Source organism: Bartonella sp. B10834G3 (assembly GCF_016102505.1).
Classification (GTDB): domain Bacteria; phylum Pseudomonadota; class Alphaproteobacteria; order Rhizobiales; family Rhizobiaceae; genus Bartonella; species Bartonella choladocola.
In genome coordinates, this window is record NZ_JACFOM010000002.1 from 713,411 (window position 1) to 733,517 (window position 20,107).

Here is a 20,107-nt window from a genome sequence, read left to right on the forward strand (position 1 = left end):
ATATGCAACGCTACGAAATCGCCACTTTACAACTTTCAATGGGAGCTGCCGGAAAAGCCGCTCCTGCAATTCAAGCTTTTTGTAACGAAAATGACGCAAAAGGTAAGCTTCTGGGCGCCTTCACAACAGAGGTAGGACCGTTAAATCAGGTTATTTTATTGCGTGGCTTTGCCAATGAAAGCGACCTCGCATCCGAGCGCAAGCGTACACTGACTTCATCCAACCCGTTCGGTGCATCTGAATGGATGAGCGAGCTTACCCTTGAAACCTATAGTCCGTTTCCATTTTTAAAGCCGGTTGAAACCGGAGCATTCGGTCCGATTTATGAATTGCGCAGTTACGTCTATAAGCACGGGGGGCTGCCTCATATTCTGAAAGCATGGGAAGACGCTGTGCCCGAACGGGAAAAAATTTCACCTTTGACAATTGCTTTGTATAGTCTGGATGGAAGACCACGCATTACCCATATATGGCCATATAAAACCCCCAATGAACGCTTTGAACTACGCGCCCAATCTGTTGCAAAGTCTGTCTGGCCCCCGAAAGGCGGCCCCGATTGGCTAACATCCGATATGCGCTCTTCGTTAATTGTTCCGCTGCCGATTTCCCCCCTCTCCTGAGGCCTTTTTATCACTTCGTTTCAAAGCCACAAACTGTCGGAATGTTTCCGGCAGTTTCTTTATCGATATATTATAAAAATAATTAATATATATTCTTTTCATGTCCCATATCTTCCTTCAATTAATACTATTTTGTTTCTGAAAATTATGAACATGTATCCCGTTTAAAAATATATTTTAAATTATTGAATTATATAACAAATTCTCCATAGCTTATATTCAATTGTTTTTTCATAATTTAGATTATCCGACCGGTTTGCAATTGCCTTTCGATAAACCGGCTGGTTTGACCGGCGCTATCAACTCATGACTTGACACAAAATATATAACTAAATTTCTATAATATATAACCTATCAGTTATATATTATAATTATTTTTTGACTTTATTTATTTTATTGGTTATGTTTTTTAGCACTGTTTGCGGCGACTTGATGGAGGAATCCTTTACGCTGGATGGAGGCGTCAAGGGCAAATATGTCGCAACAGGGGGAGAAACAACTTCTGTCAACTTCATTCAAGAACTTCTGGAGGAAGTAAAGTTTGACGGGGTTATTGTGTAACAGGATGGCGGGAGGACCATAATGGTTGTTATAGCCGAACACAGAGAAAATCAGAAAAAAGAATCCCGAAAGGCCGCAGCGAGCGGTTGGATCGGTTCGACACTTGAATATTATGATTTTTTTATTTATGCGATGGCTGCATCCTTCGTATTTCCAACACTTTTTTTCCCTACCGGAAATCCTACAATCGGCATCATTGCGTCATTGGCCACTTACGGTGTTGGCTATGTAGCACGTCCTGTCGGGGCTTTTTATCTTGGACAATGGGGAGATCGTTTCGGGCGGAAAAGTGTGCTCATTCTCTGTATGTTTTTAATGGGAATATCCACTATCGGTGTCGGTTTACTACCAACCTATCAGCAGGTCGGCATTCTCGCACCTATTTTACTTGTATTCTTGAGACTTGTTCAAGGTTTCGCGGTTGCAGGTGAAATGTCGGGAGCCGGATCACTCATTCTCGAACAGGCTCCGCTGGGACAACGAAACTTTTATGCAAGCTTTGCACAACAAGGTATAAGCTTTGGTCAATTATTGGCTGCCGGTATATTTATTCCCTTCGCTTCGTTCCTTTCAAATGATGCCTTCATGTCATGGGGATGGCGCGTACCGTTTCTTCTTTCTGTCTTGCTCATTATTGCGGGTTTGCTCATCCGTCGCCATGTCAGTGAAACAAAGATTTTCACCGAAGCCGAAAAAGAACACCATAAAGTTCGCGCACCGATTCATAATGCTATCCGGTACCATTGGAAGGATATGGTAAAAGTCAGCTTGATGTCGCTGAACAATGTGGTTCCGGTCGTTATCACGGTTTTTGGTGGCGCTTATGCTACACAGGCAGCCTATGGCATCAATATCGAGAAGCAATCCTTTCTCTGGATTACATTATTGGCAAATGTCGTAGCTGTCATCATCAGTCCATTCGTCGGAATGCTTTCCGACCGGATCGGCCGACGTCCTGTGGCGATCTTCGGATTGTTGGGATCGGGTGCGATGTGCTATTTTTTTCTCGTGGCAATCAGCCAGCACGACGTTTTCATGGCAATCATATATGCTATTGTCGGATGGGGTCTCATCTTCCAATGCTTCAACGCTGTCTATCCTTGTTATTATCCGGAATTATTTCCTGCTGAAGTACGTGTAACAGCCGTGGCTATTTCCAATAATATCGGCGTTCCGATCTCGTCACTTCTGGCATCGGTGTTTGCTATTATTGCTCCTCCGGGTGCCCACAATATTCCTCTTACCATCGGTTTGGCAGGTTTTGCAGTGACTTGTATCGCGGCATGTGCAGCCTTTCTATCGCGAGAGACTTATCGAATTCGCGTCGAAGATCTTGGTAAGCCGGATGCGCATCCGGTACCTTTCGACGAATATCATCGCTCGCGGAAGAATTCCGTTCTCCATACCATTGCAACGACCGAATGAATAGTCGTGTCATATTCTTTTCGATGCTTGGATGACGTAACATTCGATTTAAAAATCAGAGTTATTTGGAGTGTGCAATTTTGGAAAAACTGATTGATTGTCTGGTTGAAGACCCCGAAATTTCAAAACTGTTTTCGATCGACGCCGAATTGCAGTCTATGATCGATGTCGAAGCGGCTTTGGCATTTGCCCAGAAAGAAACCGGATTTATTCCCGAAGCACATGGAACCTATCTTGAAAAACTCTACGCCGGTTTCCAGCCCGATGTGGCGGCCATAAAACAGGCGATGCAACGTGATGGTGTTCCCGTTCCCGAACTCGTCAAACAACTTCGCCAAAAAGCGGGAGCGCCATTTGATACGTCAATCCACAAAGGTTCAACAAGTCAGGATATTGTCGACACGGCACTTATGTTGAGGTTAAAACGTGTGTTTAAAAGATTGGAACAATCTTTAAGCATAGTTCTTCAGCAAGTTGAAGATTTGGCAAAGCGCTATGGAAAGCAAACTTATATTGCACATACACGCATGCAAATTGCCCGTCCGATGACCGTTTCCGACAAGCTTTCCACCTGGATGAATGCACTTTTAGCCAATCAATCGAGGCTCTCCCACGCGCAGTCGACTTTTTTTACTGTTCAGACCGGCGGAGCAATCGGCAACAATTTCGATTTCGGCACGAAAAGTCGGGATATTGTTCGCTTGATGGCTGAAAGGCTTGATCTCGATTATGGAATTAGCTGGCAGACGGACCGTAGCCGGATTATCGACATTGCCGAAACATTCTGTCTGATTGCCGGAACACTCGGAAAAATCGGGCAGGATATTGTTTTAATGGCGCAAAACGAAGTTCACGCAATCGCGCTGGCAAAAAGCGGAACATCTTCTGCAATGCCTCATAAAAACAATCCTGTTAAGGCAGAAATTCTCGTGTCTATAGCGCGGCTGCAAGCCGGACTTCTCGGCACAATTGCACAATCGCTCATCCATGAAAATGAAAGATCCGGCGCTGCCTGGAGCTTGGAATGGCTGGTTTTACCGCAAATGGCGGTGACATCGGGGGGAGCTTTGTTAGAGACGGGGAAGCTATTGGAAACAATGTCATTTCAGGAGGTCAGAACCTAATAGCCGCTATCGCGCGGAGATTGCGGGAAAACGACTGCTTACGATCAATCGAGTAAACGAGTGGGCAATTATACGGCGCGCCGAGGAATCGCGCAGAGGAATAAAGAAATAGCAGCGGAGATTGTCGGCTAACCCTCTGCCCGCCCCCTGCTGTTCTTATTGTGCATTGATATTTTTTATGAAGATGACGATCCAGTCATAAAATGGAGGAGAAAAATGGTGGAAAAAACACAAGTCGTAATCATCGGTTCAGGCCCCGCAGGTTTGTTGTTAGGACAACTTCTGCATAATCAGGGGATTGAAACGATTATTCTGGAACGCAAAACTCCCGAATATGTTCTTGGCCGCATTCGTGCCGGTATTCTCGAAAATGGTGCCCGCGAGCTCATCAACGAAGCCGGTGCAGGAAAGCGCATGGAAAGCGAAGGGCTTGTCCATCACGGGGTTATGCTGGCCTTTGACGGGCATAGCCACAGAATAGATTTCAAATCGCTGGTCTCAAGCTCGGTCATGGTTTACGGGCAAACCGAAGTAACCCGCGATCTTATGGACAAACGCAAAGAATCGGGCGCACCCAGCGTCTATGAAGCGGAAGATGTCACGATCGACCAATATCAGGGCAATAAGGCTGTCGTCAGCTATCATAAAGGTGGAAAGAAGCACATTATCGAATGTGATTTTATTGCCGGTTGCGACGGTTTCCATGGCGTAAGCCGACGTACTGTATCTCAATATGTTAAAGAATACGAGCGCGTTTACCCGTTCGGCTGGTTGGGACTTATGGTCGACCAACCGCCGGTTTACGACGAGCTTATCTACTCGAATTCACCGCGCGGTTTCGCATTATGCTCGCAACGTTCGTTGACAAGAAGCCGTTATTATATTCAGGTTCCCCTGACAGATCATGTCGAAGATTGGACTGATGAAGCCTTTTATGACGAATTGCGTCGCCGCATTCCCCAATCGCTCTCCGATAAATTGAAAACAGGGCCCAGTCTTGAAAAAAGCATCGCACCGCTGCGCTCGTTTGTAGCTGAACCTCTACGCTTCGATCGTCTGTTTCTTGCTGGCGATGCCGGACACATTGTTCCGCCAACAGGCGCCAAAGGGCTTAACCTTGCAGCAAGCGATGTGCGTTATCTTTCCCATGCATTGATTGAATTTTATACCGAAAAATCGACTGCCGGGATCGATCACTATTCACAAAAAGCCTTGGCTCGTATCTGGAAAGCCGAACGTTTTTCCTGGGCGACAACAATGATGTTACATCGCTTTCCCGATTACAGTGCATTCGACCAGCGTATGCAGCGTACGGAATACGATTATCTTGTTTCTTCGCAATCGGCTCAAAAAGTATTTGCCGAAAACTATACCGGTCTGGCATTTTAAAAATCTGCAAATCAACGGGTGAATCATAATTTCGGGAGGTATTATGAATAAACTTATCACCACATTTCTCATTCTTTTCGGATTTTTATTATCCGGCGCGGCGGCCGATACGATCAAAGTCGGGATTATCGGCCCCTTTTCCGGCCCTTATGCTTTGCAGGGGAAAAATTTTAAAGCCGGAATTGATACCTATGTTGCCGACCATGGCTCCAAAATTGGTGACCACGAAATCCAGTTTGTCTATCGCGATTTGCCGCTCACCGACCCCGCTCAATCGAAGTCTCTGGCGCAGGAATTGATTGTTAAAGAAAAAGTCCAATATATTGGCGGCTTTTTCTTCACACCCAATGCTATGGCAGTGACACCCTTATTGAAACAGGGCAATGTGCCTTTGGTCATCATGAACGCCGCCACCTCGACGATTATGACACAAAGTCCCTTTATTGTGCGCACTTCTTTCACCCAATGGCAGGTCTCATATCCCTTGGGACAGGTTGCCTTTGACAAAGGGGTGAAGAAAATAACAACAGTGGTTGCCGATTATGGTCCCGGTATCGACGCTGAAACCGCATTTAAAGAAGCCTACGAAAAAGCCGGTGGAAAAATCGTTCAGTCGCTTCGTGTCCCTCTGACAACCAATGACTTCAGTCCGGTTATGCAACGCATAAAAGATTCAGGAGCAGAAGGCGTTTTTACGTTTTTACCGGCAGGCCCGACAACTTTGAGTTTTATGAAGTCATATGTCGATAATGGCGTAAAGGCGGCCAATATCCGGTTTTTTGCTCCGGGCGATCTCGTGCAGGATGCCGATTTACCGGCTTTAGGAGAAAACGCGGTTGGTACACTTACAACTTTCCATTACACGACATCACATGACTCTGCTGAAAACCGAACCTTTGTCGAACACGCCAGAAAAGCGATCGGCAAACCGGAAGAGCTGAATTTCACAGCTGTCGGTGCTTATGACGCGATACATGTCATTTACAAAATGATTGAAGCGACCAATGGCAAGAAAGACGCGGAAAAAGCTGTTGAAGCAGTCAAAGGAATGAGTTGGATGAGCCCCCGCGGTCCGGTGACTATCGACCCGAAAACCCGCCACATCACACAAAACATCTATTTACGTGAAGTGACGAAAGCGGAAGACGGAACCTATTATAATAAAGAAATCCGCACCTTTGAACATCAAGGTGATCCGGGCTTGAAAAACGCCGATTAAACGCGTTTTTGCGGGAGGAACTCATGGAAACTTTAGCGAGCATTGCGATTGACGCTTTTGCCTATGGAACAGTTCTTTTTATTATTTCCATCGGGCTTTCTGTCACGCTCGGCCTCATGCGCGTGGTTAATCTCGCGCATGGTGCTTTTGCGATGATCGGGGGATACCTAGCCTCTTACGGCGTTACCGAACTGAGGCTCCATTACTTTGTTGCAATGATCCTTGCAATTGTTCTGACAATTCTTATTGCCATTCCCGCCGAACGGTTTCTCTATCGCAAAATTTATGGCGCGCCGGAACTCACACAGGTGTTAATGACAATCGGCATCACCTTTCTTGTCATCGGAGTGACAAATTATGTCGCAGGTCCGACGTTGAAGACCATTCCCTTACCCGATTTTCTAACCGGAGCGGTCGACATCGGTTTTCGTGCATTGCCGAAACAACGTCTGTTTCTCATCGTCATCGGCATGGTTGTTGCAGCAGGCTTATGGTTTCTTATCGAAAAAACCAATTTCGGAATAAAATTACGCGCTGCTGTCGATAATGCCAATATGGCTCAAGTTCTGGGAATAAGAACGCAAATCATTTATGCGGTAAGCTTCGCCATTGCTATTGGCCTTGCTGCAATGGGTGGAATCATCGGTTCCGAGCTCCTTCCGCTCGACCCCTATTATGCGATGCGTTATATGGTTGTATTTCTGGTGGTTGTTTCCATCGGCGGCGCCGGTTCCATTCCCGGCGCACTTTTTTCCAGCCTGTTACTTGGTGTCATTGACACAACCGGACGATATATCGCGCCGGAATTCGGTGAATTTTTCTTTTATTTTGCTGTTATTTTCATTGTTACACTGTTTCCTCGCGGACTAGCCGGCAGGATGAAATAAATGTCGAATATAACCATATTACAAGCAACCCCGAACCGCGACCGTTCTATACTATCGGCTATTGGTGTTATTGCGCTAGTTACCGCTGCGGTTTATTTCTTCTTTCCCGATAATCTTGCACTTTTCACGCGGATTATCTCTATTGCTTTGCTCGTCCTGTCATTGGATCTGGTAACCGGTTATTGTGGAATAGCCACACTTGGCCACGCCGCACTTTTTGGTGCCGGTGCATATGCTGCCGGCATCGCTTCGGTGCGCTTTTCCATAACAGATCCGATTTTAATGACAATCATAGGCCTCTTTGCAGGTGCCATAGCAGGATTTTTTTCTGCAATGATTATCCTTCGGGCGAAAGGTCTGGCGCAATTGGTTCTCTCTATTGCCGTGGTTCACCTATTTCACGAATTTGCCAACAAAGCATCGTCATGGACAGGCGGCAGTGATGGCCTTTCGGGGATTACGGTAAGCCCCCTCTTCGGTATGTTCGAGTTCGATTTGTGGGGCGTGACAGCATTCTTCTATGCCGCCACTTTGCTGGTCGTGGTTCTCGTTTTGCTTAACCTCATTGTGCAGTCGCCTTTCGGTATGTTGTGTCGCGGCATCAAAGAGGACCCTGTCCGCATCGAAGCCATGGGAGCGTCTGTCCGGTCGAATGAAATGGTTATGTTTATCATCTCCGGTGCTGTTGCCGGTATTGGCGGAGCGTTAAACGCAATTTCCACCGAGGTGGTCGGTTTGGACAGTCTGAGCTTCACAATGTCGGCAGAAGCATTGGTTATGCTTGTTATCGGAGGAACCGGAACACTCTATGGTGCGCTCATAGGTTCGGCTGCTTACCTCTGGTTTGAAAATATTATCTCCGCTATCAATCCGTTTTACTGGATGTCGATTGTCGGAATATTGTTGATTGTTGTTGTCCTTTTTGCACCAAAAGGCCTTTTCGGACTTTTCACCCGATGGCTAAACCGCATAAGGGGAAGTGAAAAATGAGCAAGATTTTCGAGGTCTCGAACCTGAAAAAGAGTTTTGGCGGTTTGACAGTAACAGACAATGTTTCAATGGGGTTGGCTAAAGGCGATCGCGTCGCATTGATTGGCCCCAATGGTGCAGGCAAAACAACTTTCGTCAATCTGGTAACCGGTCACCTCAGGCCTGACAGTGGCGGCGTTTTTCTCGATAACGAAAATATCACGTCTGTAAACGCAATTTCACGCGTACGGAAAGGACTGGTGCGAAGTTTCCAGATTACCCGCTTGTTCCGCGATATGACTCCGGAAGAACATATTGCGCTTGCATTATTACAAGTGGAAGGAAAAGCCCGCTATATATTTGGCAATTATCGTCGCATGTCCCATATTATGGACGAAATCTATGAAATCCTTTCCACGCTCGGCTTGCAAACGCTCGCAAGGATAAAGGTTGCCAATCTGGCCTATGGGCAACAACGCTTGCTTGAAATCGCTTTGGCTTTGGCTTTGCGCCCCAAAGTTTTACTATTGGATGAACCGGCCGCCGGTGTACCGCAAAGTGAAACCGGACGCATTGAAGATGCTCTTGCCAGTTTACCGGAAGATCTTTCTGTTCTCATGATCGAGCATGACATGGATCTTGTGTTCAGATTTGCAAGCCGCGTCATAGTCCTTGCCGCAGGTGCAGTGATATTTGACGGTTCACCGGAAGATGTTGTCAACAATGCGCGTGTGCGCGTTGCCTATTTGGGGAGTTATGCGCAATGACGGCATTATCGTTGAAAATAGAGCAGCTTGAAGCCGGTTACGGGCCAACGAAAGTCATAGAGAACGTCAGCTTTAGCGTGGACAAAGGCTCCCGTCTTGCCATTTTGGGAAGAAATGGCGTGGGGAAAACAACGTTATTTGCCTCAATCGCGGGCCTCACACGCTATCTGGGCGGGCGCATCATGTTGGGTGACACCGATGTGACGCGCTTTTCGACCTCGGAAAGAGCCATGGCGGGTCTTGGATATGTTCCACAAACGCGTGATATTTTTCCAACTCTGACTGTTGAAGAAAATCTCATGACCGGTTTGAAAAAACGTCCTGTATCGGCAATCGAGGAAGCTTACGCTATGTTTCCGCGGTTGAAAGAAAGGCGGAAAAACCTCGGCGGACAACTCTCCGGAGGAGAGCAACAAATGCTTTCAACCGCCCGCACTATGCTGGGGCAGCCGAAAGTTCTTCTCCTTGACGAACCGTTGGAAGGTTTGGCTCCCGTCATCTGCGAAGAATTGATGCACGCTTTTGCACAAATGGGGAAAACCCATGACATGACAGTGTTACTCGTCGAACAACGCATCGAACCGGCATTAGAGTTTGCCGAACATGCAATCATTCTTGAACGGGGAAGAATTGCCTGGTCCGGCACACCTGTTGAATTATCCGGTCAACATGATGTTATCGAACAATTGCTTGGTGTCGGAAGTTTGCACTAGTTCTGCCACCGCTGCCGGTTTTGACAAACTGTGATTATGAGTTTCAGAAAACCGTGGTTATAAAAGTTTCGGAATGCAGCGTTATGTAAGAAAAATACACTTCTCGCCTCTGTAAGAAGAAGCCATTGCAGGAAAAGCGTGGAATTGATGAAAAATAATTCCAAAAATCAATATGTTGGAAGAGTATCAACACTCTTACTATAATCATTCGACCAGTGAACCTTTATAAGCCCCGTTTCCAGGCCGCAAATCGCGAAATAAACCGGCTGGTGTAGAATTACAGTAACAGGATGAATCCGTTTTGTTGTAGGCATCACCATAGAGGGCTGTAGCCGAGTGATAACAGTCGGACGCATCTAACCGGATGCTCAGTCCCAACGTTCGATCATAACGTCATTATAGCTCACCGGCGAGAAGCCGCATTTCTGGTAAAGCTGCAAGGCTCGCGGGCTATCCAATGTATTGGTTTGTATAATCACCTTGTCAGGATTTTTTTCCCACACAGAAAGCAAAATTTCATTGAAAAAGAAATAGGATAACCCCCTACCCTGATAATCCGGAACAAGGCCGAAATAGACAATTTCGGCGGATTTCGGCAATTCTTTCAGATTTGTTTCTGCAAATCCTGCCGGACAGCCATCAACATAAAGAATATGTATAACGGTATTTTCAGACTGTATGAGGTCGCGCAACGCATCATCGGTCATCTTGCGGCGTACATTCCAGTGATGCGCCTTGCCAATTTGTTCATAAAGATAACGATAGAAATGAACCGGCATATGATAGGCACGCATGATCGCAATCTGCATATTGAGCGGCGACGGCACGGTTATGTTCGGTCGCTCGTGCATTTCCAGATGTGTGACGCGCGCATTGAGAAAATGTGGCATATTATTTATCCCCATCATTGCCTGTAACAACCGGCGTATCTTTTTTAGACCCCCATTCACTCCATGACCCATCGTAAAGCCTTACATTATGATTGCCTAATGACTCAAGAGCCAACGCCAATACCGCTGCTGTTACACCGGAACCACATGTTGTCACAACCGGTGCGGCAACGTTAATGCCCGCATCCTTGAAAATTGTTTTAACCTTGCTCAAGTCTTTGAAATTGCCATCTTCGGATAAAGTCGAAAAAGGAATGTTGTGAGCACCCGGCATATGACCGGAACGCATTCCCGGCCGTGGTTCGGCTTCTTCGCCCAAAAATCTTTTATGATTGCGTGCGTCGGCGATCTGGGAAGTTTTACCGTCAACAAGCTGGCGCATCTCGTCAATGAGCACAACTTTATTCGCATCAAAATCAACTTTGAAAACGGTTTTCTTGACCTGTGTGGGTTCACTTGTGACAGGATAGTGCTTTTCTTTCCATTTGCTGAAGCCACCATCGAGGACATAGACATTTTTTGCCCCCATAACCCGAAACATCCACCATGCCCGCGGTGCCGAGAAAAAGCCGATACTATCATAGACGACAATGATGTCATCGGCATTGACGCCCATCGCACTAGCGAAGCCTGCAAAATTCTGCGGACTTGGTAGCGTGTGGGGAAGACCCGATGTTTCGTCACAGACTTTATCATGATCGAAAAATACGGCTCCCGGTATATGCGACTTCTCGTATTCTTCGCGTGCGTTACGCTTGGCGGCAGGCAAGTACCATGATGCATCCAGAACCGAGAGGTTCGGTTCGCCGAGGCGCGCTTTCAACCAATCGTCCGAAACAATAAATTCACTATGGTCAGTCATAATAAAATTCGATCTTCCCTGATATTAAAAAACGATCATCGCATAAAGCGATATTTTCAAAAACTCCTGAATATAGTAGCGGACTCCTTCTCCTATGCAAGTTCTATCTCCCGAAATTCAATGTTTTAAAAATAGCTTTTTTTAATTTTTATATGTCGCGAAAACCGACAGGCCGTTTTTTCCATTCATTAAAACGTGTTCCCCTATATTGCTGACAAGGAAACTCTGTTCCGTTCGGCCAATCAAATCCATTTATTCTTTTATTTTTTCACTTTTTCAGGAAAATGAAAAAGCCCGAAAGGCTATAATTTGCCTTCGGGCTTCATTTTGAACAGATTAAAACGCTAAGAATATCAGCTTTTTGCGCGGCTGTTTTGGCAACAGTTGCGTGACAAACTCATGCTGCACGTCTTACCGATTTTCTCAGTCTCACCGGCTTTTTACGGCTGGCTGTTTTTTTCCTTTTCGGGCTTGCCGGTTTGTTATTTCGCGTATCCGACTTTTCCGATCCGGTTTTTGCGCCATCAAAGTCGCGATTGCGCTTGGCATTATTCCTGCTGCCGAAATTTTTACGGCTTCTTTTTAAGGATCTGTGGCTCTCTTCTCTGCTTGTTGCTTCCTTATCGCCAGCCCCGTTATCGAAATCATTTGCGAACATGCGCGTCTCGTCGGCAGTTTTCCGCAAAACGCGCTTGCGCCGATGTGTCCGGTTGTTTTCGCGACGCCCGTCGGCAGCATTATCAGCCCTGTTCTGTTCATTATGCCCATGGTCGTTGTGCGGTTTTTCCGGTAAAGGTCCGAATTGAGGCGGCACATCTTCACGCGGCAATTTCATACGAATGACACGTTCAACCGCTTTCAGCCGTGCACTCTCGATCGCTTCATCGTAAAGCGTAATTGCTTCGCCATGTGCACCGTTACGACCGGTTCGGCCAATTCTGTGTACATAGCTTTCCGCTTCATCCGGCAGCTCGTAATTGATAACATGGCTGATACCGGGCACATCAATGCCCCGCGCGGCAATATCGGTCGCGACAAGTACCCGCACTGTGCCATCACGAAAACCTTTTAATGCTTTTTGACGTGCATTTTGCGATTTGTTTCCGTGAATTGCAGCAACCGAATAACCGGTTTTTGCAAGGTTTCTTGTCACAGCATCTGCCCCGTGTTTAGTGCGTGTAAACACAATCACCGAACTTAAGGCCGGATTGGTCAGAAGTTTATTGAGAACATCTTTCTTGTCGCGCCGGTTGACGTTATGAAGAACCTGATTGATTTCTGCCGCTGTTGTCCCCTGTCGGGCGACTTCTACATGGACGGGGTCATGAAGAAGCGTCTCTGCCAGTTTTTCAATCTCTTTCGGCATTGTCGCAGAAAATAGTGCCGTTTGGCGACCTTTCGCGACTAGCTTGGCGATTTCACGCACATCCTTGATAAAGCCCATATCCAACATACGGTCAGCTTCATCCAGAACGAGATAATCCGTCTTCGACAGATCGACACATTTTTCACGCACCAGATCCATAAGCCGGCCGGGCGTTGCAATAAGAACATCAACGCCTTGTGCCATGCGCCTGATCTGGGAATTTCTCGATACACCGCCAAGAATGAGAGCGGTGGAAAGATGTGTACCTTTGGCGACCATGTGAATGGCTTCTTCAATCTGTACAGCAAGTTCACGCGTGGGAGCCAAGATCAACGCACGAGCGGTTTTCGGGCGGCGTTTGTCGCCCAGCGCAAGAATCTTCGTCAAAATCGGCAAGCCGAAAGCCAGTGTCTTGCCAGAACCGGTCTGGGCAATGCCCAACAGGTCACAATCTGCAAGCATGGAAGGAATGGCCTGTTCCTGAATAGGTTTCGGCTCGGTCATACCGGCTTTCAGCAAATTTTTGGCAAGAACAGGCGATACACCCAATGCCTCGAAGGCATTTGAATTTTGTGTTTTCAAAATAAAATCTTTCCCTGCCAGCTTTTCACAGGCAGGCTATGTAAAATCCGAAACTTCCGCGCAACAGGAAAATCAGAACAATCAAAACCAAGGACGAAACGCTTGGGGATAAACCTCGCAGCGACTTGCGCGACCAATGAACACCCCGAACCGGGATGAATGATGCTACAAAGTCCCTTAAATAGAAAGTTGGCAATCCAACCCAAGCATCACGAGCGACCTTATCGTTCAATACCGTCTGAAATGCAACCGGTTTCCGTGATGTTAAACCATTTTTCTTCGCGCCTTATGATGCCCTGTATAATTTGTGAAGACATGTACGACCTGTGAAGCCCGTATGCCTTGCATAGACCTGCATAGACCTGCATGACTTACGAGGGCTTCATCGACGGGAACAAAAATACATATAAGCAGCTCACTGCCTATCAGAAAACGGAGTGGGTTCAATTTATGCCGGCTGCCTATCGCAAACAGCTATCAGCCCGATTTATAAAGCGTTTACCGCGTTTCAGTCAGTCAATCCGATGAAGGTCGAGCTGACCTTGAAGCGCATCCAATGGCCGAAGAATTGAAAATAGAACTCGCCCGCAGGCGTAAAGGCTTTTTGCTCTTCAAACGCGGTCGCCTTTGGCTTCACTTTGAGTGTATTTGTCGGCAATGCGAACCGGATTCTGGCAATATTGATTAGCGAGTTTAAAAAGTTGGCTTATGACCAACACGCGAGGAACGCCCGCCTTGAACGTTTTGAAATAGGCGCGAAAAATTCCTATTTACGGGTAATTTTTTCCTGCGGAATGTTTACGTCCTGATAGTCCGGATAAATTTCCAGAAATACCGGATTTTGTACCGTCTTCTGACCACCATAGATGAGATGCCATTTGGTGTTATCAAGAATTGCCAGTGTAGGATATTCGGCAATAGTATCTTTTGTTTCGATATGCGTTGGTATGAGCGCATAAGGAATGCCGGTTGCAGTCTGCCGGTATTCTATTTTTTCCCCGTCAAGACGATAGCCGCCAGCCGAAAGATTAGAAAACTGGCTATCCAGTTGTTTGACAAAATTTTGCTTGAGCGTTTGTTCATCGGTCTTCAGCCTGAGCGCCATCTCCTTGAAAAGGCGTTCAGGCATATTATTGGCAATGAAGTTCAAATCTTTCCGTTGTGCTGCATTATTGATTTCCGCAACAAGGCCATCAAGTTCGGCTTTCTGGATAGAATTGGGTTCTGCCGCACCGGACATTCCCGTGCCTGACAAAAACAAAGCAAAACCAAGAAACAGTAAAGAAACAAACTTCATTGGAAACAACCTTCAAGATTCGATATAATTGTCGCTTTCAACTAGATGATATAATCAAACAACACCCGGTCATTGGTAATATCACGATAGGCCCAGCCCAGCTCTTTGAACTTTGTTTCAAGAACAGCAAAATTCTCGAACCGCTTGGTTTCGATAGCAATGAGAACAGAACCGAAGTTACGCGCCGATTTTTTCAAATATTCAAAGCGCGCAACATCATCATCCGGCCCCAACTGGTCAAGAAAACCGCGCAATGCCCCAGGGCGTTGCGGAAAACGGAAAATAAAATATTTTTTCAATCCTTGATAGCGTAAGGCGCGTTCTTTCACTTCCGGCAAACGTTCAAAATCGAAATTGCCACCCGAAACGATAAGCAGAATTTTTTTGCCCTTCAAATCCTGCGGAGAAATACTCTTCAATGCATCAATTGAAAGACCGCCAGCCGGTTCAAGCACAATGCCTTCTACATTGAGCATTTCAATCATTGTTGCACTTAAACGGTTTTCCGGAACGATCAACACATCATAAGGCGAAAACTTCTTCAGCATCTTGAAGTTCAGTTCACCGATCTGCGCAACAGCCGCGCCATCGACAAATGTATCAACATCTTCCAGTTTGACGCGCTTACCTTCTTTGAGGCTGGTATAGAGGCTCGCTGCTCCTTCCGGTTCTGCAAAACGGATATGGGTTTTTGTCCAACCGCTTTCATGGATGAAATGGCTGATACCACTGGCAAGCCCGCCGCCACCGACCGGAATAATGACCAGATCCGGCTTTTCATCACCGACAAGCTCTTGCCATTGTTTAGCAGCTTCATACATGACTGTCGCTTGTCCGGTTACGATCCGCATATCATCAAAAGGCGGTGCCATAACCCCGCCCCCTTCTGCAACAAATGCTCGTGCGGCTGCATAACATTGATCGAATGTGTCACCGATCATGCGAATTTCAATAAATTCGCCACCGAATGTGCGTGTTTTATCAATCTTCTGTTGGGGGGTTGTCACCGGCATAAAAATGACGCCCTTGCGTTTGAAATGGTGGCAGGCAAAAGCCAAACCTTGAGCGTGATTGCCGGCAGAAGCGCAAACAAAAGCTGCTTCCGGTGCGACCTTATCGAGCATTTGCGAAATGAAATTGAAAGCACCACGAATTTTATAGGAACGAACCGGTGTCAGATCCTCACGCTTGAGGTAAATTTCTGCATCATATTTTTGGCTTAGATACTCGTTCCGCTGAAGCGGGGTCTCATCAAAAAGACTGCGCAAAGCTTTCGCAGCTTTTGCCACGTCCTGAACAAATTCACTCATGATATAAAATGCTTTCTATTCCATATAATTCGAGCCGGCTTTATTTGTCTCCAAAAGCCGATTGCGCCAGATTAGAACAAACACAATTATATTCAACAAAAATTCGCGGTCCAATAGGCCGGAGACACAAATTGTTTATCGTAAAACAGAAACCCGCTGTTTGAAATTGGCGCGATAAAAACGTCCGCGACATGTTAACAAAGTCGAAAATAAACGGTGCCGAGCGGCTGCGATCGTGAATGGCTTTTTTCGCGACCGTCAACAGCTCATAAAACCGGCTTGCTCCAAGTCACAATTCATATGATCGCGTTTATCAGATTAATTGTTCGCTATGCCGCAGCAAAGCCCAAGCTATTTTAACGTTGCGCTAACACTTTCAACAAGCCACACTCCCCTTTTAAAGAAAAACCATTTTGATACTTTGCACCGAATGACGTGTTTTTCAAAATTATACACACGTAAACTTTGCTCCTGATAAGTTCGGAAAATCCGGTCAAGATCAGCAAAGTTTCCTGAAAATGTCATGGAAACTGCGTTAATCTTATCTTGTATTGTTAAAACTTTATCAAATAACCGATTTATTATTTTGAACTATCTTTCGTGCTTTTCCCGTCAGACGGAATCATTTTGGAATGATCTTCCCCTTTCATTCCCCCAAAAATATGTTTCCGATAAAATATTGAACGGGAATTTGTCCCGTCATTTTATTTTTCCCAATTATTCCGCATAAATATTCCCGATTGCTTGCGGCTTTACCTGAATAAATTTGGAATAGTGGTCTTGTATGACTTTATTTTTCCAGTTCCTTGATAAAGAAGCTCGCATTCATAAAAGCGCTTTGCTCACGCCGGACAACAGAGAGAAGAGCAATTCAACATCCACGTCATTTGTCGCTTTTATTAATAAAACATATTATCGGGATTTATTGTTTATCAGGTTTTATTGCGAGCGATCACCTTTAGTAAAAGGAATAAAACATTATAAACATGTCTTATGCTTTTTTTGATCGGAAGACAAAAAATATTGCATGATCGCGCTAGCACGAAAAATGTTGTGGCTATCATGAATGAGCGGATTTTAATAAAAATTTTGGCTTCACTTTTTAATATTCGTTCCCTATAAGGGCAAGTGCTGCGGACGTGGCGAAATTGGTATACGCTAGGGACTTAAAATCCCTCGATCTTTAGATCATGCGGGTTCAAGTCCCGCCGTCCGCACCATTATCCTGAAGTTCTTATGCTCCTATTGTTTAGAACATCGCTTTGCGGGTTTTATTGCGCGATTTTATTTCGCGAAAAATGCCGCTTATGCCAGCGGAAACAGTATGACAGCTATTTACAAAACTATCAGCCTGAAACTCCGAACAGGTTATTTGAAACTTGCCCGGCTTCCGTTGATTTCAATCGTATCTGTTGCCTTGATCGCAAACCTGTCACCATTCGGGAAGGTCACAAAACATCCTTTCGGACAAATATCGACTGTCTGATCGGCTTTCAATGAAACATCGCGACGCGAACTTCCTTCGGCAACCACAAGAGATTGTGTTTTCTGATCTGTATTTTTTATCGTTGCCGCCAAACCTTCATGCGACGCGAAAGAGGCAAAAGCAATAATTGCAAGCAAATATTTTTTCATAATCACGTAATCCCCTCGTCGGAAAACCGTTTATAGGCCTGAAAGCGAACCTTGTTTGTAACGCCGATTGTCGACGTTATATCAGGCACATAAATTGCCAAAGTAAAGTTGAAATTATTGCTATCGAAACTTGAAAAGCTCACCCATGGACCAGGGTTTTTCAAAACTCCGTCGGTTGCATTGGCAACATCCATCAATACTTCAACAATGTGTTCAGGATCCGACATGGCAGGAACAGTAAAGGTAACATCAACACGACCGATTTTATTGCGATGTGTCCAGTTGCCGACATTATTGTTTATAAGGCTTGAATTCGGCACGATTATGGTTTGCCGCTTCAATGTTTCAACTTCTGTCGCCCGAACGCTGATACGTTTGACAATTCCCACAATTGTACCGGTTTCGACATAATCGCCGACTTTGAACGGGCGTTCGGCCAGAAGGATAAGGCCTGAAACAAAATTCTGGACAATGTTTTGAAGTCCGAAGCCGATACCAAGTGAAAGACCACCGGCAATCAATGCCAGACTGCTCAGGTTGAAACCCGCCGCCGAGAGGCCGATTAAAGCCGAAAGTGCAACACCTCCATAACCGACAACAGTGCGAATGGAATTTCTTACACCCGAATCTACTTTTCCGCGGGCGAGAACCGTTCCATCAAGCCAGCCGATAAACCAGCGGATTAAAAACCAGCTTATCAGGAAGAAAATGATGCCGATAGAAATGCCAACGAGCGAAATGGAAACGTTTCCGATCTCGAAGCCGGTCATGATATGGACGAAGGCTGAAAAAATATCCGAAGCGGAAAAGCCCAATTGCATAATAATGGGCGGCACGCAGACGACAATGACAATGATGTTGAGAAGGATACCGGCAACCAGACCGAGTTGATCCATTGTGCTGTCATCAATGTTAAAACGTTGAACGAGACGGCGTCCAATAAATGTTTTTGCAAACGCACCTTCTTCCGCCGTTGCACGCGCGGTCTGGATGCCCAGATACATGAGAACGAGGAAAGCACCGCTAACGACAATTTGTTGGGAAATAAACCGCGCCATACCCACATAACCGGCAAGTGCAGTCAAAATAGGTATCAGCCCTACAATGATAAGCGGAATGCGAATGTAAAGCGGCCAGTGTGTTACTTTCAGGTCATCATCGGGATTGGTTCGTGCCCGCACAAACGATATGGCCAGAATGATAATGCCAACGAGGATAACTGAAATAAAGCTCTTGGCAATAGCTAGTGAAAGCGGCGCGGAAACAGCCCGATAAACAGCATTCATGAAATAATCGAGCGCCATAACCAGTGCCAATAATGTCAACAATATAATTAACAAACGCGCCGGTTTGGGGGCGATATTCATCAGGCGTAATTCGGGCAACTTCGGGGAAAGAATGACAAACGACATGCGTGCGATGAAAAACACCAACATGACGACTTCGGCTGCAGAATAGAAAACCGGATCAAGATCGGGCCAACTTATGCCAAGATAATGGAAAAAGATCAGAATGAGGATGACAAAAATTGCGCAAATCATTGTCGGGACGAGTATCGCGACAAATGCAAAAGACAAACGTTTTAAATAGGATGTGTCCTCTTCCTCTTTCGTCGCTTGATGTTTCACGCGACCGATCAATTTATGTGTGGAAATTGCGAGAACAAAGGCAATAAAAAGCGGAATCAAAATGCTAACACATAGTGCTAACAGTTTGAATTGATAAACAAATTGCCACCATGAAAAGATGAGCGAGAAAAAGTCGACACCCGCATCTTTGGCCGATTGCGCAATTTGCGTTCCAAGCGGTGAAGAAAACTCCACTCTATGGGTCAATGTTCTGGCAAAAAGCTCTCTCGACTGGGCGATAGCCCGTTCGGTCAGACGGTTGGAATCAATCGAACAATCCTCAAGCTGTCCGACCAATGTATTGATTTTGACTTTCAGTTGGCGGAGGTTGTTTCTTTCATCCGTAACGGTTTTTGCTTCTGTCACCCCGTCCTGAGGTTCACCCAACTGATCCAGACGCAAATTGATATCGTTTAACGGAGAACGGAAAAGCAGTGCAGTGTTGACAATTTTTCCAGTAAGATCCTGCGCCTTATTGCGTATGTCGGCCAATGCGGAATCGTCATCCTGCCCTGCATCATAGTTCTTCAACAGTTCCTTTAACTGGTCCTTATAACCGTTCACCACGGCTTGTTGTTGCTTGACAAGGTCTGCAGGACTTAAAACGACATTATCTGTCGTTGCCGGTGTTTGCGCATCAGCAGCATCGCCAATAACCGATAAGCCCGGTAGCGTCAGCACAGGCAACCAGAATGCCACGGCACAAACAAAATAGAACTTGCGTATGAGAACTTTAAAATTCAATGAACTGCCCATTCTTTAGAAAACTGACGAATCGCGCATATAGGTTTCGACACAAAAAAGGCAATTTGCAGATATGTGTCGAGCTACTCAACCATTGTTTATTATTTCCTATACGATTT

General features: G+C 45.9%; 17 protein-coding genes and 1 tRNA gene. 11 read left to right on the forward strand and 7 right to left on the reverse strand.

The window, feature by feature from the left end; all coding sequences use genetic code 11:
- The first annotated feature begins 2 nt into the window (after nucleotides 1–2).
- The 10 genes from H3S94_RS08560 to H3S94_RS08600 all read left to right on the forward strand — a co-directional run bounded on the left by H3S94_RS08560 (nucleotide 3) and on the right by H3S94_RS08600 (nucleotide 9,674).
- A complete protein-coding gene (locus H3S94_RS08560; RefSeq protein ID WP_198240780.1) occupies nucleotides 3–620 on the forward strand; it encodes an NIPSNAP family protein in 618 nt (205 codons plus the stop codon).
- 432 nt (nucleotides 621–1,052) lie between these two features.
- Nucleotides 1,053–1,181, forward strand: a complete 129-nt coding sequence (locus H3S94_RS11995; RefSeq protein ID WP_255520163.1) for a hypothetical protein — start codon at nucleotides 1,053–1,055, stop codon at nucleotides 1,179–1,181.
- 21 nt (nucleotides 1,182–1,202) lie between these two features.
- Nucleotides 1,203–2,606 (forward strand): MFS transporter, encoded by a 1,404-nt coding sequence (locus H3S94_RS08565; protein ID WP_198240781.1) that lies wholly within the window; start codon nucleotides 1,203–1,205, stop codon nucleotides 2,604–2,606.
- A gap of 80 nt (nucleotides 2,607–2,686) precedes the next feature.
- Nucleotides 2,687–3,730 carry a 3-carboxy-cis,cis-muconate cycloisomerase gene (locus tag H3S94_RS08570; protein WP_198240782.1) on the forward strand — a complete coding sequence of 348 codons (1,044 nt, stop codon included), beginning with the start codon at nucleotides 2,687–2,689 and terminating at the stop codon, nucleotides 3,728–3,730.
- 216 nt (nucleotides 3,731–3,946) lie between these two features.
- Nucleotides 3,947–5,119: a 4-hydroxybenzoate 3-monooxygenase gene (gene pobA, locus H3S94_RS08575; RefSeq protein WP_198240783.1), complete on the forward strand. Its 1,173-nt coding sequence runs from the start codon at nucleotides 3,947–3,949 to the stop codon at nucleotides 5,117–5,119.
- 43 nt (nucleotides 5,120–5,162) lie between these two features.
- Nucleotides 5,163–6,338: an ABC transporter substrate-binding protein gene (locus H3S94_RS08580; protein WP_198240784.1), complete on the forward strand. Its 1,176-nt coding sequence runs from the start codon at nucleotides 5,163–5,165 to the stop codon at nucleotides 6,336–6,338.
- 23 nt (nucleotides 6,339–6,361) lie between these two features.
- Nucleotides 6,362–7,225 (forward strand): branched-chain amino acid ABC transporter permease, encoded by an 864-nt coding sequence (locus tag H3S94_RS08585; protein WP_198240785.1) that lies wholly within the window; start codon nucleotides 6,362–6,364, stop codon nucleotides 7,223–7,225.
- A complete protein-coding gene (locus H3S94_RS08590) occupies nucleotides 7,226–8,215 on the forward strand; it encodes a branched-chain amino acid ABC transporter permease (protein WP_198240786.1) in 990 nt (329 codons plus the stop codon).
- A complete protein-coding gene (locus H3S94_RS08595; RefSeq protein ID WP_077992609.1) occupies nucleotides 8,212–8,961 on the forward strand; it encodes an ABC transporter ATP-binding protein in 750 nt (249 codons plus the stop codon). The genes H3S94_RS08590 and H3S94_RS08595 overlap by 4 nt, the downstream gene beginning before the upstream one ends.
- Nucleotides 8,958–9,674, forward strand: coding sequence for an ABC transporter ATP-binding protein (locus H3S94_RS08600; protein WP_198240787.1), 717 nt, complete (start codon nucleotides 8,958–8,960; stop codon nucleotides 9,672–9,674). Before H3S94_RS08595 ends, H3S94_RS08600 begins: the two co-directional genes overlap by 4 nt.
- 368 nt (nucleotides 9,675–10,042) lie before the next feature.
- On the opposite strand, the gene H3S94_RS08605 is transcribed toward H3S94_RS08600, so the two are convergent.
- The 5 genes from H3S94_RS08605 to ilvA form a co-directional block, all read right to left on the reverse strand.
- Nucleotides 10,043–10,564 (reverse strand): N-acetyltransferase, encoded by a 522-nt coding sequence (locus tag H3S94_RS08605; RefSeq protein WP_198240788.1) that lies wholly within the window; start codon nucleotides 10,562–10,564, stop codon nucleotides 10,043–10,045.
- Between the two features lies 1 nt (nucleotide 10,565).
- Nucleotides 10,566–11,426, reverse strand: a complete 861-nt coding sequence (gene sseA / locus H3S94_RS08610; protein ID WP_198231263.1) for a 3-mercaptopyruvate sulfurtransferase — start codon at nucleotides 11,424–11,426, stop codon at nucleotides 10,566–10,568.
- 397 nt (nucleotides 11,427–11,823) lie between these two features.
- Nucleotides 11,824–13,374 (reverse strand): DEAD/DEAH box helicase, encoded by a 1,551-nt coding sequence (locus H3S94_RS08615; RefSeq protein ID WP_246786448.1) that lies wholly within the window; start codon nucleotides 13,372–13,374, stop codon nucleotides 11,824–11,826.
- A gap of 766 nt (nucleotides 13,375–14,140) precedes the next feature.
- The gene (locus H3S94_RS08620) at nucleotides 14,141–14,671 is read right to left on the reverse strand and encodes a hypothetical protein (protein ID WP_198231265.1); all 531 of its coding nucleotides are present in this window, start codon (nucleotides 14,669–14,671) and stop codon (nucleotides 14,141–14,143) included.
- 41 nt (nucleotides 14,672–14,712) lie between these two features.
- Nucleotides 14,713–15,981 (reverse strand): threonine ammonia-lyase IlvA, encoded by a 1,269-nt coding sequence (gene ilvA, locus H3S94_RS08625; protein WP_077992619.1) that lies wholly within the window; start codon nucleotides 15,979–15,981, stop codon nucleotides 14,713–14,715.
- 1,133 nt (nucleotides 15,982–17,114) lie between these two features.
- Between ilvA and H3S94_RS08630 the strand changes: the two genes are divergently transcribed.
- Nucleotides 17,115–17,201, forward strand: a tRNA-Leu gene (locus H3S94_RS08630).
- A 148-nt stretch (nucleotides 17,202–17,349) separates the two neighbouring features.
- On the opposite strand, the gene H3S94_RS08635 is transcribed toward H3S94_RS08630, so the two are convergent.
- Entirely contained in the window at nucleotides 17,350–17,616 is a 267-nt protein-coding gene (locus tag H3S94_RS08635; protein ID WP_198231267.1) for a hypothetical protein, read from the reverse strand.
- Between the two features lie 2 nt (nucleotides 17,617–17,618).
- A complete protein-coding gene (locus H3S94_RS08640) occupies nucleotides 17,619–19,988 on the reverse strand; it encodes a mechanosensitive ion channel family protein (RefSeq protein ID WP_246786449.1) in 2,370 nt (789 codons plus the stop codon).
- Nucleotides 19,989–20,107: the final 119 nt, after the last annotated feature.

What these genes read in the sequence shown, in the direction of transcription:
- H3S94_RS08560 (WP_198240780.1), top strand. Translation starts at nt 3, where the DNA reads ATGCAACGCTACGAAATCGCCACTTTACAACTTTCAATGGGAGCTGCC.
- H3S94_RS11995 (WP_255520163.1), top strand. Translation starts at nt 1,053, where the DNA reads ATGGAGGAATCCTTTACGCTGGATGGAGGCGTCAAGGGCAAATATGTC.
- H3S94_RS08565 (WP_198240781.1), top strand. Translation starts at nt 1,203, where the DNA reads ATGGTTGTTATAGCCGAACACAGAGAAAATCAGAAAAAAGAATCCCGA.
- pobA (WP_198240783.1), top strand. Translation starts at nt 3,947, where the DNA reads ATGGTGGAAAAAACACAAGTCGTAATCATCGGTTCAGGCCCCGCAGGT.
- H3S94_RS08580 (WP_198240784.1), top strand. Translation starts at nt 5,163, where the DNA reads ATGAATAAACTTATCACCACATTTCTCATTCTTTTCGGATTTTTATTA.
- H3S94_RS08585 (WP_198240785.1), top strand. Translation starts at nt 6,362, where the DNA reads ATGGAAACTTTAGCGAGCATTGCGATTGACGCTTTTGCCTATGGAACA.
- H3S94_RS08590 (WP_198240786.1), top strand. Translation starts at nt 7,226, where the DNA reads ATGTCGAATATAACCATATTACAAGCAACCCCGAACCGCGACCGTTCT.
- H3S94_RS08595 (WP_077992609.1), top strand. Translation starts at nt 8,212, where the DNA reads ATGAGCAAGATTTTCGAGGTCTCGAACCTGAAAAAGAGTTTTGGCGGT.
- H3S94_RS08600 (WP_198240787.1), top strand. Translation starts at nt 8,958, where the DNA reads ATGACGGCATTATCGTTGAAAATAGAGCAGCTTGAAGCCGGTTACGGG.
- H3S94_RS08605 (WP_198240788.1), bottom strand. Translation starts at nt 10,564, where the DNA reads ATGCCACATTTTCTCAATGCGCGCGTCACACATCTGGAAATGCACGAG.
- sseA (WP_198231263.1), bottom strand. Translation starts at nt 11,426, where the DNA reads ATGACTGACCATAGTGAATTTATTGTTTCGGACGATTGGTTGAAAGCG.
- H3S94_RS08620 (WP_198231265.1), bottom strand. Translation starts at nt 14,671, where the DNA reads ATGAAGTTTGTTTCTTTACTGTTTCTTGGTTTTGCTTTGTTTTTGTCA.
- ilvA (WP_077992619.1), bottom strand. Translation starts at nt 15,981, where the DNA reads ATGAGTGAATTTGTTCAGGACGTGGCAAAAGCTGCGAAAGCTTTGCGC.
- H3S94_RS08635 (WP_198231267.1), bottom strand. Translation starts at nt 17,616, where the DNA reads ATGAAAAAATATTTGCTTGCAATTATTGCTTTTGCCTCTTTCGCGTCG.